Consider the following 15,544-nt stretch of genomic DNA (forward strand, 5'->3'; position numbering starts at 1 on the left):
ACCGAACCGAAACGCACCCACTTCGTCTGGGACGGAACGCGATTACTTCAGGAGTACACCTACAAAGGCAGCTATACCTATATCTACACCGACCAAGACAGCTACGAACCGCTGGCGCAAGTCTTTGACAACGCCAAAGACGGCAAGCAATACCTCGCCTATTTCCACACCGACCAAGTCGGCATCCCGCGCGAGATGACCGACATCCACGGCAATCTGTTGTGGTACGGCGAATACACTGCCTGGGGTCGTCTGAAAAAGGACGGGCGGGTTTATAAGGATGCGCATCAGCCGTTCAGATTGCAAAACCAGTATTACGATGAAGAGACAGGGCTGCATTACAATCTGTTCAGGTATTACGAACCCGAGGCCGGTCGGTTTGTGAATCAGGACCCGATTGGGTTGTTGGGTGGGGAGAATCTTTATTCGTTTGCACCGAATGTACAGGCGTGGATGGATGTTTTGGGCTTATGCCCAAGAAATAAGAAGGCAAAACTTAGAAGGAAAAAAGCAAAAAAAGCTAATGCCCGAAAGAGTAGAACAAAGATAACGGAACTTGAGCGCACAAGAGGAGCATCAAATGTACATAGTTTAGACCGACATGGTGCTCAAACTTCTTTAGCTCAACAACTGGATAGGGCTAATAATGCACCTAACGGTATCACTCCTTACAAGTCTCATGCAGCACGATTTACAAGCCATCAAGACCATCTTGATACATTGAATACTGCCTTAGATAGACGATCAAGAGGGTTAGGACAGCAAACGCCTCAAGGTTACAGGGATACTTTTGATATGGGAAGACCTGTTGCAGAAGGGTTTAGAAAAGACTCTTCAAATTTGGTAAGGACCTCAGAAGTGACAGCTACCTTTAATTCGTCAGGGCAATTAGTTTCACTTTTTGGGAAAGTAAATTAAATTTTAGGATGTAATAATGAAGCAGAAAATTAATACTTTTTACATACTTAATTTATTAAGTGTTGTCGATGGTGAGATCTTAGAGAGCGCGCATGTAGATATATCTAAATATATATATTTAGATATATCTACAGCAGAAGGGCAGAATGTTATTATTAATGATCTGTTAAAGCCTCAGTTACTTCGCTTTTCTTTAGAAAATCAAGAAAAAATACGAATAAGCATGTTGTATTGCATTGAGAATTATGATGAGAGAAAATTGGAAAGCATTCTAAATTTCTATAGTGGTTCCGTTTTTTTAACGCCAAATAATAATATTACGTATAAACAACTATTTGAAATTTTTTATATTGGAGTATTTCTTAAAAATATAAATAATGAAGAGTTAAATAATTTTATTTTTTTTGAAGATGATAACCTCGAGTGTTGGAATTTATTTAATAAGTAAATGTGGTTAGAATTTTGAACCTACTTAACATAATCCACAATAACTCAGAATTTTTGATATGGTCTTAAGAAAGCCATAAACAGCATGAAACCTCCAATCTAGATGTTGGGTATTTTTAGTGTATGCGCATTTTCTGTTTTTCAGACGACCTCACTATCTTCTTTGAGGTCGTCTGAACCATTTGTTTTTTAACAATCTCATTGGCAGTTAACATAGAGGTCGTCTGAAAACCAACTTTCAGACGACCTCTACCAAATCGCCTCTTTCGACGGCAGCGCACGGCTGCTGTTTGCCGAAGTCGATTTTGGCTACGGCGATTTGACCGCCGTTTACGGACGCGACGGCAAAAAACTGCGCGGTTTCGCCTACCGCAACCACATTATGGTCGAACACAACCAGCCCGACGGACTGGTATCCCGCTACGAATACGACCGTTACGACACCGACGGCAAAGTACTCAAGAGCAGCAACAACCTCGGCGAAGAATGGACGTTCGACTACCGCAAAGACCATACCGTCGTTACCGACGCATTGGGGCGGACGGAGGTGTACGGTTTCGACGAAAACCGGGAACTTAGATGATGTAAATATAGCTCGTGAAAGCGTATCTTGTAATTTAAGTGCTGGTAGCAGTGGATATGTTAAAGAACGTCCCGTACATAACGGTGAAACGACGAAAACTCCCAATCACGAACATTGCCGCACAATCCATGTTTGACGGGATTGAAATGGATATAGTCTGCGCAACGTTGCAAATCCGTTTCGTCACGCACGGTGTGTCCGTAAAAACACCGTTGCCAAATACCGCGTTCGTGCCGCCGCTGTTTGCTGGCGGACAGGTTTTCGGCACGAGGGAAATGTGCGGAGAATTTGGTTTTAATCAGCCGCCAGCGTAGGGAATAATCCGCATCGTCGGGCGGCTGCGTCCAAATGGCGTGAATATGGTTCGGCAGCACGCATACGGTGACGGTTTCAAAGGGATATTGTTTTTGCACATCCATATAGGCTGCACGCAATAAGTCGATATGTTCGACAAGCAGGCGCGATTTTGGGTCGGCGAGTTTGACGGTGAAAAAGAATGTGCCGCCGGCAATGAAGTTTCTGCGATAACGCGCCATAGGATTTCTGCTTGTGGTTTGGGTGTTGGAGAAGGAATGGTTTGTTTTTTAAGGTTTTAACTTTGTCGAAGCTGACGTTTTCAGACGACATTGGAGGCCGTCTGAAAGCGCTAGCTTCAACGAAGTTAAAAGTTGAAACGGCAAACCGTCAATCAACCGACCGCGTGCGTGCGTACCGCACACACCCTACACGTTGGCTTTGAAGTTCCGTGTAATTCACAGGTAGGGTATATGGCATAGCCACGCACGCGGTGAGTTGGGTATGCAGGCTACGACTTGCTTAGTATGATTTTTTTACTCCATATGTATTAGTGTTCCATTGTATGTATAGGTAAGCCATGATGCTAGGATTTTAACCCCTGTATCGTTTAAATTATCAAACCAATTTTGAAGATGTTCGGGAACATGGTCTCTAAGATTAATATTTTTATGTAAAAGCCTACCATTCAATGAATTACTCCAAGATACTAAATGGCGTAATATATCAATTTTATCTTGAGTCAATTCACGTTCTGTTAGTTCAATATCGGTTGGGTAATTAGTTAATAGTTCACGAACTTTATCTATTAATCTAATATCATTGTGATAAATTGGGTCTATTATTATCTTATGTATAGTAGCAGGGCTTATATCAAGACGTTGTGTGCAGGAAAACTCTATTCCATTAAATTCATTTTTTGGATAATTATAAAATCCCCTAGGATTAATCTCAAAGTATTCGTGTAGTGTACTTATATCTATCAAATCAGTATCTGGATTAAACGAATTAGAAGATATAGTCTTTTTTGTTACTCTCACCGAATTATCATCAATAATACTTTGAAAATAATTAGATTTAAAAATAATTAATATTGGTCCATATGCATTTGGTACTGCTGATGTGTTAGTACGTGCAAATCTAGAGCCATAATCAGTAAAATTACCAAATACCCTATTCCAGTTCTCTGTTCTTACATCTTTAGCATCAGAGAAAAATCTTGTGTAGTATGGGTTTAGTTCTGATAAGTCAGCACGAGATAAAATGGCTCTTTCATTCAAATAGATTTGAAAGTCATTTAACGAAATTGCATGATGGATTGACGGTAATAGCCTTCTGTTGATAGACATATTTTTACACCTTTAATTGTAATTGCAAAAAGTAAAATTACTATTATTCAATAAAATAAATTATTTCTTAGCTTATTATGCGTTATCATTTTACTATTTGTACCTCCTTCTCCTGACTATCTATTTCTAATTTTGTACATGAGATTATTAATAAATTAATAGAGTTGCCAAATGAGTTTCAAATTCCACAATTAAAAATCTGCATAAAATCATGTGCATATCAATAAATATTTTCTTCTTGATGAGCGCATTGCTCAAAATTTGCCATAAAAGGTCTCCTAAAATTAAACATTAATTAGTAAATTATAAAATTTCTTTCAAATACTTCCCAGTATAACTCCCCTTAACCTTCGCCACTTCCTCAGGGCTACCTTCCGCAATAATCCTTCCCCCTCCATCTCCCCCTTCCGGCCCCAAATCCACAATCCAATCCGCGGTTTTAATCACATCCAGATTATGCTCGATAATCACAATCGAGTTGCCTTTGCCTTTCAGACGGCCTATGACTTCCAGCAGCAGGGCGATATCGGCGAAGTGCAGGCCGGTGGTGGGTTCGTCGAGGATGTAGAGCGTTCTGCCGGTGTCGCGTTTGGATAACTCCAAGGCGAGTTTGACGCGCTGGGCTTCGCCGCCGGAGAGGGTGGTGGCGGACTGGCCGAGGCGTATGTAGCCTAGACCTACGTCCATCAGGGTTTGCAGTTTGCGCGATACGGTGGGGACGGCGTCAAAAAATTCACGGGCTTCTTCGACGGTCATGTCGAGGACTTGGCTGATGTTTTTGCCTTTGTATTGGATTTCGAGGGTTTCGCGGTTGTAGCGTTTGCCGTGGCAGACTTCGCAGGGGACGTACACGTCGGGCAGGAAGTGCATTTCGACTTTGATGACGCCGTCGCCTTGGCAGGCTTCGCAGCGGCCGCCTTTGACGTTGAAGGAGAATCTGCCGACGTTGTAGCCGCGTTCGCGCGAGAGGGGGACACCGGCGAAGAGTTCGCGGATGGGGGTGAACAGGCCGGTGTAGGTGGCGGGGTTGGAGCGCGGGGTGCGGCCGATGGGGGATTGGTCGACGTTGATGACTTTGTCGAGGTGTTCGAGGCCGTGGATGTCGTCGTATGGGGCGGGCTCTTCTTGGGCGCGGTTGAGTTCGCGGGCGGTGATTTTGGCGAGGGTGTCGTTAATCAGGGTGGACTTGCCGCTGCCGGATACGCCGGTGATGCAGGTAATCAAACCGAGCGGCAATTCGAGGGTAACGTTTTTGAGATTGTTGCCGCGCGCGCCTTTGAGGACGAGCATTCTGTCGGGATTGACGGGCGTGCGTTCAGACGGCACGGCAATGGATTTTTTGCCGCTGAGGTATTGTCCGGTAACGGATTTTTCGCATTGGGCGACGTTTTCGGGCGTGTCGGCAATCAGTACGTTACCGCCGTGTTCGCCCGCGCCGGGGCCCATATCGACGACGAAATCGGCTTCGCGGATGGCGTCTTCGTCGTGTTCGACCACAATCACGCTGTTGCCCAAATCGCGCAGGCGTTTGAGGGTGGCGAGCAGGCGGTCGTTGTCGCGCTGGTGCAGGCCGATAGAGGGTTCGTCCAAAACGTACATCACGCCGGTCAGGCCGCTGCCGATTTGGCTGGCGAGGCGGATGCGCTGGGCTTCGCCGCCGGAAAGGGTTTCGGCGGAGCGGCTTAAATTCAGGTAATCCAGCCCGACGTTGATCAGAAAGCCGAGCCGCTCGGTGATTTCTTTGAGAATTTTTTCGGCGATTTGTTTTTTGTTGCCGTCCAAATCCAGCGTTTCAAAGAATTGGTGGGTTTTGGTCAGCGGCCAGGCGGAGACTTCGTGCAAAGGTTCGCCGCTGACGTAAACGTAGCGCGCTTCTTTGCGCAAACGTGCGCCGCCGCAGCTCGGGCAGGCGCGGTGGTTTTGGTATTCGCGCAGTTTTTCGCGCACGGTTTCGCTGTCGGTTTCGCGATAGCGGCGTTCGAGATTGGGGATGATGCCTTCGAAGGCGTGGCTGCGGTTGAAGGTAGTGCCACGTTCGGATAAGTATGTGAAATCAATGACTTCTTTGCCCGAGCCGTGCAGCACGACTTTTTTGACTTTTTCAGGTAGCGTTTCCCAAGCAGCCTGCACATCGAAACCGTAATGCCGCGCCAGCGACTGAATCATTTGGAAATAGAACTGGTTGCGTTTGTCCCAGCCGTCAATCGCGCCCGTTGCCAACGACAATTCGGGATGCGCGACCACTTTTTCGGGGTCGAAGAAATTGGTGTTGCCCAAGCCGTCGCAAGTCGGGCAGGAACCCATCGGGTTGTTGAACGAAAAGAGGCGCGGCTCCAATTCGGGCAGGCTGTACGAACAAACGGGGCAGGCGAAACGCGCGGAGAACCAATGCTCTTCGCCGCTGTCCATTTCCATCGCCAATGCGCGCTCGTTGCCGTGGCGCAGCGCGGTTTCAAAACTTTCCGCCAGCCGCTGCTTGATGTCCGCCTTCACTTTCACGCGGTCGATGACCACGTCGATATTGTGTTTGATGTTTTTTTCCAGCTTCGGCACTTCGTCAAGCTGATAGACCTCGCCGTCCACGCGCACCCGCGCAAAACCCTGCGCCTGCAAGTCGGCAAAGAAATCGACAAATTCGCCCTTACGCTCGCGCACCGCCGGCGCAAGAATCATCACGCGCGTGTCTTCAGGCAGCTTCAACACGGCATCGACCATCTGCGATACGGTCTGGCTCGACAGCGGCAGCTTGTGTTCGGGGCAATACGGCGTGCCGACGCGGGCGTACAAAAGACGCAGGTAATCATGGATTTCCGTAACCGTGCCGACGGTGGAACGCGGGTTGTGGCTGGTGGATTTCTGCTCGATGGAAATCGCGGGCGACAGGCCTTCAATCAAATCGACATCGGGTTTGTCCATCATCTGCAAAAACTGCCGCGCATAGGCGGAAAGGCTCTCGACATAACGCCGTTGCCCTTCGGCATACAGCGTGTCAAACGCCAGCGACGACTTGCCGCTGCCCGACAGCCCTGTGACCACTACCAGCTTGTGGCGCGGAATGTCCAAATCGACGTTTTTCAAATTATGCGTGCGCGCGCCGCGGATGCGGATGGTGTCGTTGTCGCGGGCTTCTGAGTGAGGAGTTTTGCTGTCGTTTTGATGTTGGTGGTTACACATGGTCGGACTGTCTTAAGCGGCTAAAATAAAACGGCTATTGTAACACTTTTCGCTTGGGTTTCAGATTGCGGGAGGTCGTCTGAAAAGCTGGGGAGCGGATTTTCAGACGACCTTTGGTCATTGGAGGGAATGGATTGTTAATGGCTTTTGTTATTACGGAGTTTGCTTATCTTTTTGGGGTTTTCGCTATCCGGGCAAGGCTGTACTGTAAGAAAAGGATGTAAAATTCAAAAAAGTATAGTGGATTAACTTTAAACCAGTACGGCGTTGCCTCGCCTTAGCTCAAAGAGAACGATTCTCTAAGGTGCTGAACGTACTATCTGTACTGTCTGCGGCTTCGTCGCCTTGTCCTGATTTAGAGTTAATCCACTATATGATGGCGTAACGGCCGTATTTGGGAAATGCGAAACGTATTTCCCGAGTACGGCTTTTTTATATTTAAACTGCTTTTTGATTTGGATTTTTAATATAGTGAATTATTAAAAACTATCATATCGGTTTGTTGCATTGTTAAATAAAAATACCATATCTTGTGTTCTTATGATTTAATTCGCACCATATATTGTATTTATGAGTAGCAAGTCATGGCAGCATTGAAATTCACAATCGAGCAAATCGTATGGCAGGAAGTGCCGGGCGAAGTGTCGCTGGCGTTTCTGTTTTCAGGCTGCCCGCTGCGCTGCAAAGGCTGCCACAGTGCCGATGCGTGGAAAGAAGGTATCGGCACGGAATTGACCGAGGATTATTTAAGAGGCCGTCTGAAACGCTATCGCGGGCTGATTAGCTGCGTGTTGTTTATGGGCGGGGAATGGCAGCCGGAAGCCTTGCAGAAAATGTTGGGCATCGTGACGCAGGCGGGTTTGAAAGCCTGTTTGTACACCGGTTTGGAGCGTGAGGAGCTGGAGGCGGTTTCAGACGGCATCCTGCCTTATCTGACGTATCTGAAAACCGGCCGCTGGCAGATGGAGCTGGGCGGCTTGGACAGCCCGACAACCAATCAGAAATTTATCGATTTGCGCACGGGCGAGGTGTTGAACCGCTTGTTTATCAAAGACAAACCCGCGCCCAAAATCATCCCGATTACGACTCAGCCGCAGGCAGCGGCTTTTCAGACGGCCTGAGGCTTTTTATCCAACCCACACAGGAGGAGTTAACATGATTCGGCTGCATCCCGAACAGTTAAACGGCAAACTGCAATTCATGCACGACTACATCAGCGCGCAAAACGCGGCGGACGGCTCGAAAATGGACGCCAATGCCAACGTTACCCAGAAAAACATCGCCACGATGGAAGCGGAAATCATGAAAGACTTTTTCGTGCAGATTAACCGCGCCCAAGTGTCGCGCAAAATTGCCGAAATTTTCGACCAATCCGTTGCCGACGAATACATCCGCCAGATTGAGGCACATGAGATTTATGTGCACGACGAAACCAGCCTCAAGCCTTATTGTGTGTCGGTGACGCTGTATCCCTTCCTGCTCGACGGCTTAAGCAAACTCGGCGGCGAATCTAAGGCGCCACAACATTTGGCTTCGTTTTGCGGCTCGTTTATCAATCTTGTGTTCGCCATCAGCGCACAGTTTGCCGGCGCGGTGGCGACGGTGGAATTTCTGACCTATTTCGACTATTTCGCCCGAAAAGACTATGGCGACGATTATTTGGAAACCCACGGCAAAGAAATCGCCAACCATATGCAGCAGGTGGTGTACAGCATCAACCAGCCCGCAGCCGCGCGGGGCTATCAGAGCGTATTTTGGAATATTTCCGTTTACGATCAATACTATTTCGACGCGATGTTCGGCGATTTCGTCTTCCCCGATTTCAGCAAACCGGTGTGGGCGAGCGTGGCGAAGCTGCAAAACTTCTTCCTCAAATGGTTCAATCAGGAGCGCACCAAAGCCGTTTTGACCTTTCCCGTCGTGACCGCTGCGATGCTGACCGACGGCGGCAAATGCAAAGACACCGTGTTTGCCGACGAAATGGCGAAAGAGTTGGCGGAAGGCAATTCCTTCTTCGTCTATCTTTCCGACAACCCCGATTCGTTGGCTTCCTGCTGCCGTCTGCGTAACGCCATCGAAGACCGCACTTTCAGCTATACCCTCGGCGCAGGCGGCGTGGCGACTGGTTCCATCAACGTCATCACCATCAATATGAACCGGCTGGAACAAGACGGGCGCGACCTTGCCGCCGAAGTCGCCAAAATCCACAAATACCAATACGCCTACCGCAAACTGATGGAAGAATACCAAGCCGCCGGAATGCTGCCCGTTTACGATGCAGGCTTCATCACGCTGGACAAACAGTTCCTCACCATCGGTATCAACGGCATGGCGGAGGCTGCCGAATCGCAAGGCATCAAAGTCGGCTACAACGACGACTACATCAACTTCGTCCAAGGTCGTCTGAAAACCATATTCGAAGCCAACCAAGCCGCCAGCAAACACTACGGCGTGAAGTTCAATACAGAATTCGTCCCCGCCGAAAACCTCGGCGTGAAAAACGCCAAATGGGACAAAGCCGACGGCTACAAAGTCAGCCGTGAATGCTACAACTCCTATTTCTACGTCGTCGAAGACGAAGAAATCAACGCGCTCGACAAATTCCTGCTGCACGGCAAAGAACTGGTGGACTGGCTCGACGGCGGCTCCGCGCTGCACCTGAACCTTGACGAAGCCCTGCCTGAATCCGGCTACCGCTCGCTCTTGGACATTGCCGCGCAAACCGGCTGCAACTACTTCTGCGTGAACGTGCGCATCACCATCTGCAACGAATGCGGCCATATCGACAAACGCACCCTGCACGCATGCTCCGCCTGCGGTTCGCACGACATCGACTACGGCACCCGCGTCATCGGCTACCTGAAACGCGTATCCGCATTCAGTAGCGGTCGTCGCAAAGAACACGCGCTACGGCATTACCACCGCAAAGCGGCTTGATGGTATTGAATAGATAAAGGTCGTCTGAAAACTGGTTTTGGGTTTTCAGACGACCTTTTAGGTTTTGTCTATGACTTTATCTTTATAAAGGATGAATGAGTTTTAAATTGCGGTATTTAGAAAGTTTAAACTCAATTAGCCTTTGAAGCTGAGGATAAGAAAAACGACCGATACGCTGTATCGGTCGTTTTTTACGAATACCTGCTAAATTAGAACCAAGCTTTGATCAAAGCGGCAGTACCTGCGATACCGCCAATCAGACCGACTGCATTGGCTGCGGTACCCATTGCGCCGTTGACTTGGTCACGTTTGTCTTGGCGTTTTTCACGTTCCAATGCCAGCTCTTCTGAAACGTTGGTACGTTGACGGCGGTGTTGTTCCAGCTCGGCACGGGAGAGTTGTGCAGATTCGCGGTTGCGGCCTGCTTTGATGGCTGCGGAATCGCTACCGATAGCCAAATCGCCTACGGAGCCTCCGGGCGCAGAGCAACCGGTGATAACGAAAGAAGTCAGGAGCAGGGCTGCGATTTTATTTTTCATGATGTTACCTGTTTGAAATATAAGTATTAGGAATCCAATAATCCGTAAGGACCGGTGATCAGTGAAGGATGTAGATGCGGTTGTTGCGGTTTGCGCGGTTGATAGCGTCGGCTTCGTCCATCATTTCTTGACGGCGCTCGCGGCGGCGCTCTGCACGTTCTGCACGTTCGTCAGCTTGAACGCGGCGGGAGTCGGCACGCATGGTGGCTTCTTGTTCATAGGATGGTGAGTAGTGCATATGGCCGTAAGTACAGCCGGTAAGCGCACCAATCAGAGCAGTCAGTAAAATAGCTTGTTTTAACATAGGTAATAATCTCAGATGAAAAGAAGGGCTGGTGAAAAATTTTCTGTATATTATTTTAATCTTATGGAATTTACAAGTTAAAACTTCTGTCGTAATTCAAAAAAGTATGTTAACGAATGTTTTGGAATTTATTTCATATATGAAAGAAACAAATCAAATCGTTTTTTGCAATGAAACTGTATGACAGTATTGGGTTTTATAGAAGTTCCTCGATAAATTATTACTTGGAAAACTTATTTAAATCTTACGAAAAACGAATTTCAGAGATTAAATGAAAAATACTTAGGTTTGCTGCTGAAACAACGAAAAAGATGGCTGCTATTTAGAATATTATGATAATAAAAATTTTCCCGCCGTTTTGTCAGCATGTCTTTATAGTCATCAATCAAAATTTTGGGATAAGTCAAACTAAGCAGGGAAATTCTGGTCTGAAGGGTTGTTTTCTCTGAATTATGGGAAACATTCAATCTTATTTATATTAAGATTCGGTTTATTGTAAACAGGCGAATTGTGTCATGAGCGAACATTTGGAAGAGCAGGCTGCAGGCTTGGGTATTGATTTGGGTTTCCACGACATCGGTGGAATTTATCATGCGACCAAGCCCGAGGTTTTGGAAGGGATTATTAAGGCTTTGCAGCAGGACGGTTTTTCAGACGACCTTTATGCGGATACTTTGGTCGCGCATGAAAACGGTCGGGAATCTTTACAACTGCCTGCTGAGTTTCATGGCGCAGCTGAAGTTTGCTTGGAAGACGAAGCGGGCGGACGGCAGGTTTTGCCGTTGAACCATGGCGAAGACGGCGCGCTTTGGGTGGCGCTGCCGGCTTTGGCTTGCGGCTATTACACTTTGTCTGCGGAAGCGGAAGGCGGCGTCCGCAAGGTGCGGCTGGTGGTTGCGCCGCAGTCGGTTTATCAGCCGAAAACGCTGGAACACGGTTTGCGCATGAACGGGCTGACCACGCATTTGTACAGCCTGCGTTCGCAACGGAACTGGGGCATCGGGGATTTTACCGATTTGCTGGATTTGATGGCGTTTGTGGCGGATAAGCAACTGGATTTCGTCGGCATCAATCCGCTGCACGCGCTTTTCAGCGCCAAGCCTGCTTTTGCCAGCCCGTACAGCCCGTCTTCGCGCGAATGGCTCAATCCGATTTATCTGGATGTGGAAAAGGTCGGCGCGTTTACTTACAACGAAAAGCTGAAAAACTGGCTCAAGCAGCCGAATATCTGCCAGCGCATTGCGGCGTTGCGGATTACGGAAACCGTCGCTTATACGGCGGTTTGGGCGTTCAAGCGCGATGCTTTGCAGAGGGCGTTTGACGCGTTTGAAAACGACGGATGCAAAGCCGCCGAACAAGAGCGGGCGGCATTTGACGCCTTTGTCGAAGAACGCGGAGAGGCTTTGGAAGGCTTCGGTTTGTTTGAGGCGTTGGACCAGTATTACAACCGTTCCGGCGAAGTGGGTTGGCTGTCTTGGCCGTCGGAGTTTCATGATCCGCATGGTGAGGCAGTTCAAAGATTTGCACAGGGTCATCGGCACGAAATCCGTTTTTATATGTGGCTGCAATGGCTTTGCGCGGAGCAGTTGCGCGAAGTGAACGAGGCGGCTGCGGTGCGCGGCGTGAAGCTCGGAATTTACGGCGATTTGGCGGTCGGCGTGGCACGCGGCAGCGCGGACACTTGGCTTAAACGCGCCGATTACTGCATGGATATGGCGGTCGGCGCGCCGCCCGATCCGTTCAGCCCGACGGGGCAAAACTGGGATTTGCCGCCGCTCAATCCGATGATGTTGAAGCACACAGGCTATGAGAAGTTCGTCCGCCTTTTGCGTGAAAATATGCGGCTTTACGGCATCTTGCGCATCGATCATGTGATGGCTTTGTGCCGTCTGTGGTGGGTTGTGGGCAAGACGGCGGACTTTGGCGCGTATGTGCATTACGACGCAGATGTGATGTTTGCCATCCTGGCTTTGGAAAGCCAGCGGAACCAATGCGTGGTCATCGGCGAGGATTTGGGTACGGTACCCGACCAAGCGCGTTATCTGCTGAACCGTTATCAGGTGTTTTCTTATAAGGTCGTGTATTTCAGCAAAGGCTGGCACGGCTTTGAATTGCCCGAAGAATATCCCGAACAGGCGATTACGGTGGTCAGCACGCACGATGTCGCGCCCTTGGCGGGCTATTGGACGGGCAAGGATTTGGATTTGATGTTCCGCTTGGGTACGATTCCCGATGCGGAAACTTTTCAGACGACCTTGGAAGCGCGCGAACACGATAAGGCGGATTTGTTCGATAAGTTGAAACACGCAGGCTGCCTGCCTGCCGATGCCGAGATGTCGTCTGAAATTGATGAAACGCTGTTAACCGCCTTGCACCGGTATGCCGCCATGAGCCGCAGCAAACTGTATGCGGTGCAACTGGAAAACCTGCTGGGCATGAGCGACAACCTGAATGTGCCGGGCGTTTCCGAGGGTTATCCCAACTGGGCGCGCAAAATGCCCGTCGCGCTTGAAGATTTTCCCCACAACCGCCTGATGGGCGGCCAACTTGCTATGATTGGAGAGGTACGCATGAAAAAAAACAGCCGGATGAAGCCTTATCACGAGCTTGACCAAGTCGAACGCGACACGGTCGAAAGCCTGTTTCTTGCCACCCACAGCGATTTGTTCGCCTATTTGGGACGACACCGCCTTGCCGAAGGCGACGAGGTCGTGCGGACCCTGATTCCGAACGCTTGGGGCGTGGATATTGTCAACCGTGAAAGCGGCGAGGTGATTACGTCGTCTGAAAAAGTCGATGAACGCGGATTCTTTGTTGCCGTGTTGCCCGAAGGCGCGCCCGATTATGCGTTGAACGTCCGTTATGCCGAAGATGCCGAGCCTGTGCGCGAAGAAGACCCATACCGCTTCGGCTCAGCCTTAAAAGACATGGATTCTTGGTTGCTGGCGGAAGGCAAACACCTGCGTCCATATGAAACTTTAGGTGCGCATTTTGCCGAAGTGGACGGAGTGAAAGGTGTGAGCTTTGCCGTATGGGCGCCGAACGCGCAGCGCGTGTCCGTCATCGGCGAATTCAACCACTGGGACGGCCGCCGCCACGTCATGCGTTTCCACCGCGACAACGGCATTTGGGACATCTTCATCCCCGCCGTCAAACTCAACGCCCTCTACAAATTTGAAATCCGCGATGCCAACGGCAATGTACGGCAAAAAACCGACCCGTATGCCTTCGGCGCAGAGTTGCGTCCGAATACGGCGTCTGTCGTGCGCGGTTTGCCGGAAAAAGTCGAAACACCCGACTTCCGCGCCCGCGCCAACGCCATTGACGCACCCATCAGTATTTATGAAGTGCATTTGGGTTCGTGGAAACGCAATCCCGAAAACAACTTCTGGCTGACTTACGAACAGCTCGCCAAAGACTTGGTCGCATACGTCAAAGACATGGGCTTCACCCATATCGAATTCCTGCCCGTGTCCGAATATCCGTTTGACGGCTCGTGGGGCTATCAGGCGACCGGATTGTATGCGCCGACCAGCCGTTTCGGTTCGCCCGACGAATTGCGCGCCCTGATTAAAGCCGCCCACGACGAAGGCATCGGCGTCATCCTCGACTGGGTGGTCGGACACTTCCCGACCGACGACCACGGGCTTGCCAAATTTGACGGCACTGCGCTGTACGAACACGCCGACCCGCGCGAAGGCTACCACCAAGACTGGAACACCCTGATTTACAACTTCGGCAGAAACGAAGTCAAAAACTTCCTGCAAGGCAATGCCCTGTATTGGATAGAGCGTTTCGGTTTCGACGGTATCCGCGTGGACGCCGTCGCCTCCATGATTTACCGCAACTACTCGCGCAAAGACGGCGAATGGATACCCAACCAATACGGCGGCCATGAAAACCTCGAGGCCATCGCCTTCCTGCGCGATACCAACACCATGCTGAAAGAGGTTGTCCCCTCCGCTACCGAAATCGCCGAAGAATCCACCTCGTTCGCCAACGTAACCCGCCAAGAAGGCTTGAACTTCAGCTACAAATGGAACATGGGCTGGATGAACGACACCTTGCGCTACATGATGGAAGACCCCATCAACCGCAAATACCACCACAACAAAATGACCTTCGGCATGATGTACCAATACAGCGAAAACTTCGTCCTGCCGCTCTCGCACGACGAAGTCGTACACGGCAAACGCTCGCTGCTCGGACGGATGCCCGGCGACTGCTGGCAGCAATTCGCCAACCTGCGCGCCTACTACGGCTTCATGTACGGCTTCCCCGGCAAAAAACTCCTGTTTATGGGTAACGAGTTCGCGCAAGGCAGAGAGTGGAATTACAACGAAGGACTGGATTGGTTCCTGCTCGACCAAGAAGGCGGCTGGCACAAAGGCGTACAAAACTTCGTGCGCGATTTGAACTACGTCTATAAAGACACCGCGCCGCTTTACCAACTCGACCAATGGCCGGAAGGTTTCGAATGGCTGGTCGCCGACGACGGCAACAATTCCGTCTTCGTCTTCGAACGCTGCGACCGCGAAGGCAACCGCGTCATCGTCATCAGCAACTTCACGCCCGTCGTCCACGACAGCTACCGCTTCGGCGTGAACGAAGCCGGCGAATACCGCGAAATCCTCAATTCAGACGACCCCGGCTACAACGGCAGCGGCGTATCCGCCGGACAAACCCTGCAAACCGAAGAAATCTGGTCGCACGGCAGACCCAACTCGCTCGCCGTCAAAGTACCGCCGCTGGCAACGGTTTACCTCTACAAAGCCGCCGAGCCCAGGGCAACGGAGGCAGCCGAGCAGGCAGAAGGCGAAGTGTAAGCTTGAACTGAACTTGTTTTTTGAACGTAGAAAGACAAGTTCAAACCAACCGCTTTGCCTGTTTCAGACGACCTTTTGAGATGAAGGGGTCGTCTGAAATTTTTCGGGGGAAACGAAATAAGGTTTCGTCCTGATATTTTCATTTATAGTGGATTAACTTTAAACCAGTACGG

The 15,544-nt window shown here is 49.8% G+C and carries 11 protein-coding genes; 6 read left to right on the plus strand and 5 right to left on the minus strand.

Going from position 1 to position 15,544, the window contains the following annotated elements:
- From HMPREF3050_RS14990 to HMPREF3050_RS04625, 3 genes are all read left to right on the plus strand, one after another.
- The coding region (locus tag HMPREF3050_RS14990) for an RHS repeat-associated core domain-containing protein (protein WP_246830221.1) at nt 1-918 on the plus strand (918 nt) is incomplete at its 5' end.
- A gap of 16 nt (nt 919-934) precedes the next feature.
- Nucleotides 935-1,366, plus strand: coding sequence for a hypothetical protein (locus HMPREF3050_RS04620; protein WP_070773719.1), 432 nt, complete (start codon nt 935-937; stop codon nt 1,364-1,366).
- 318 nt (nt 1,367-1,684) lie between these two features.
- The gene (locus tag HMPREF3050_RS04625; RefSeq protein WP_070773720.1) at nt 1,685-1,948 is read left to right on the plus strand and encodes a type IV secretion protein Rhs; all 264 of its coding nucleotides are present in this window, start codon (nt 1,685-1,687) and stop codon (nt 1,946-1,948) included.
- Between the two features lie 59 nt (nt 1,949-2,007).
- Here the strand turns inward: HMPREF3050_RS04625 and HMPREF3050_RS04630 are convergent, their stop codons facing one another.
- From HMPREF3050_RS04630 to uvrA, 3 genes are all read right to left on the minus strand, one after another.
- Nucleotides 2,008-2,484 (minus strand): REP-associated tyrosine transposase, encoded by a 477-nt coding sequence (locus HMPREF3050_RS04630; RefSeq protein WP_070773721.1) that lies wholly within the window; start codon nt 2,482-2,484, stop codon nt 2,008-2,010.
- 294 nt (nt 2,485-2,778) lie between these two features.
- On the minus strand, nt 2,779-3,591 hold the full coding sequence (locus HMPREF3050_RS04635) for a hypothetical protein (RefSeq protein ID WP_070773722.1): 813 nt from the start codon (nt 3,589-3,591) through the stop codon (nt 2,779-2,781).
- Between the two features lie 303 nt (nt 3,592-3,894).
- A complete protein-coding gene (gene uvrA / locus HMPREF3050_RS04640; protein ID WP_070773723.1) occupies nt 3,895-6,765 on the minus strand; it encodes an excinuclease ABC subunit UvrA in 2,871 nt (956 codons plus the stop codon).
- A 584-nt stretch (nt 6,766-7,349) separates the two neighbouring features.
- Here uvrA and nrdG point away from each other — a divergent pair.
- Together nrdG and nrdD are read left to right on the plus strand one after the other, a co-directional pair.
- Complete coding sequence (nrdG, locus tag HMPREF3050_RS04645; RefSeq protein ID WP_049230997.1) at nt 7,350-7,886, plus strand: anaerobic ribonucleoside-triphosphate reductase activating protein; 537 nt, start codon at nt 7,350-7,352, stop codon at nt 7,884-7,886.
- Nucleotides 7,887-7,920: 34 nt separating this feature from the next.
- Nucleotides 7,921-9,702 (plus strand): anaerobic ribonucleoside-triphosphate reductase, encoded by a 1,782-nt coding sequence (gene nrdD / locus HMPREF3050_RS04650; RefSeq protein WP_041961393.1) that lies wholly within the window; start codon nt 7,921-7,923, stop codon nt 9,700-9,702.
- Nucleotides 9,703-9,911: 209 nt separating this feature from the next.
- On the opposite strand, the gene HMPREF3050_RS04655 is transcribed toward nrdD, so the two are convergent.
- Both HMPREF3050_RS04655 and HMPREF3050_RS04660 read right to left on the minus strand, forming a co-directional pair.
- Nucleotides 9,912-10,241, minus strand: a complete 330-nt coding sequence (locus tag HMPREF3050_RS04655) for an NGK_0946 family protein (RefSeq protein ID WP_003761187.1) — start codon at nt 10,239-10,241, stop codon at nt 9,912-9,914.
- A 58-nt stretch (nt 10,242-10,299) separates the two neighbouring features.
- Nucleotides 10,300-10,545 carry a hypothetical protein gene (locus HMPREF3050_RS04660; RefSeq protein WP_003761186.1) on the minus strand — a complete coding sequence of 82 codons (246 nt, stop codon included), beginning with the start codon at nt 10,543-10,545 and terminating at the stop codon, nt 10,300-10,302.
- Nucleotides 10,546-11,060: 515 nt separating this feature from the next.
- Between HMPREF3050_RS04660 and glgB the strand changes: the two genes are divergently transcribed.
- Nucleotides 11,061-15,371 (plus strand): 1,4-alpha-glucan branching protein GlgB, encoded by a 4,311-nt coding sequence (gene glgB, locus HMPREF3050_RS04665; protein WP_070773724.1) that lies wholly within the window; start codon nt 11,061-11,063, stop codon nt 15,369-15,371.
- Nucleotides 15,372-15,544 lie beyond the last annotated feature (173 nt).

The sequence above is a fragment of the Neisseria sp. HMSC065D04 genome, from assembly GCF_001815675.1.
Lineage (GTDB): Bacteria > Pseudomonadota > Gammaproteobacteria > Burkholderiales > Neisseriaceae > Neisseria.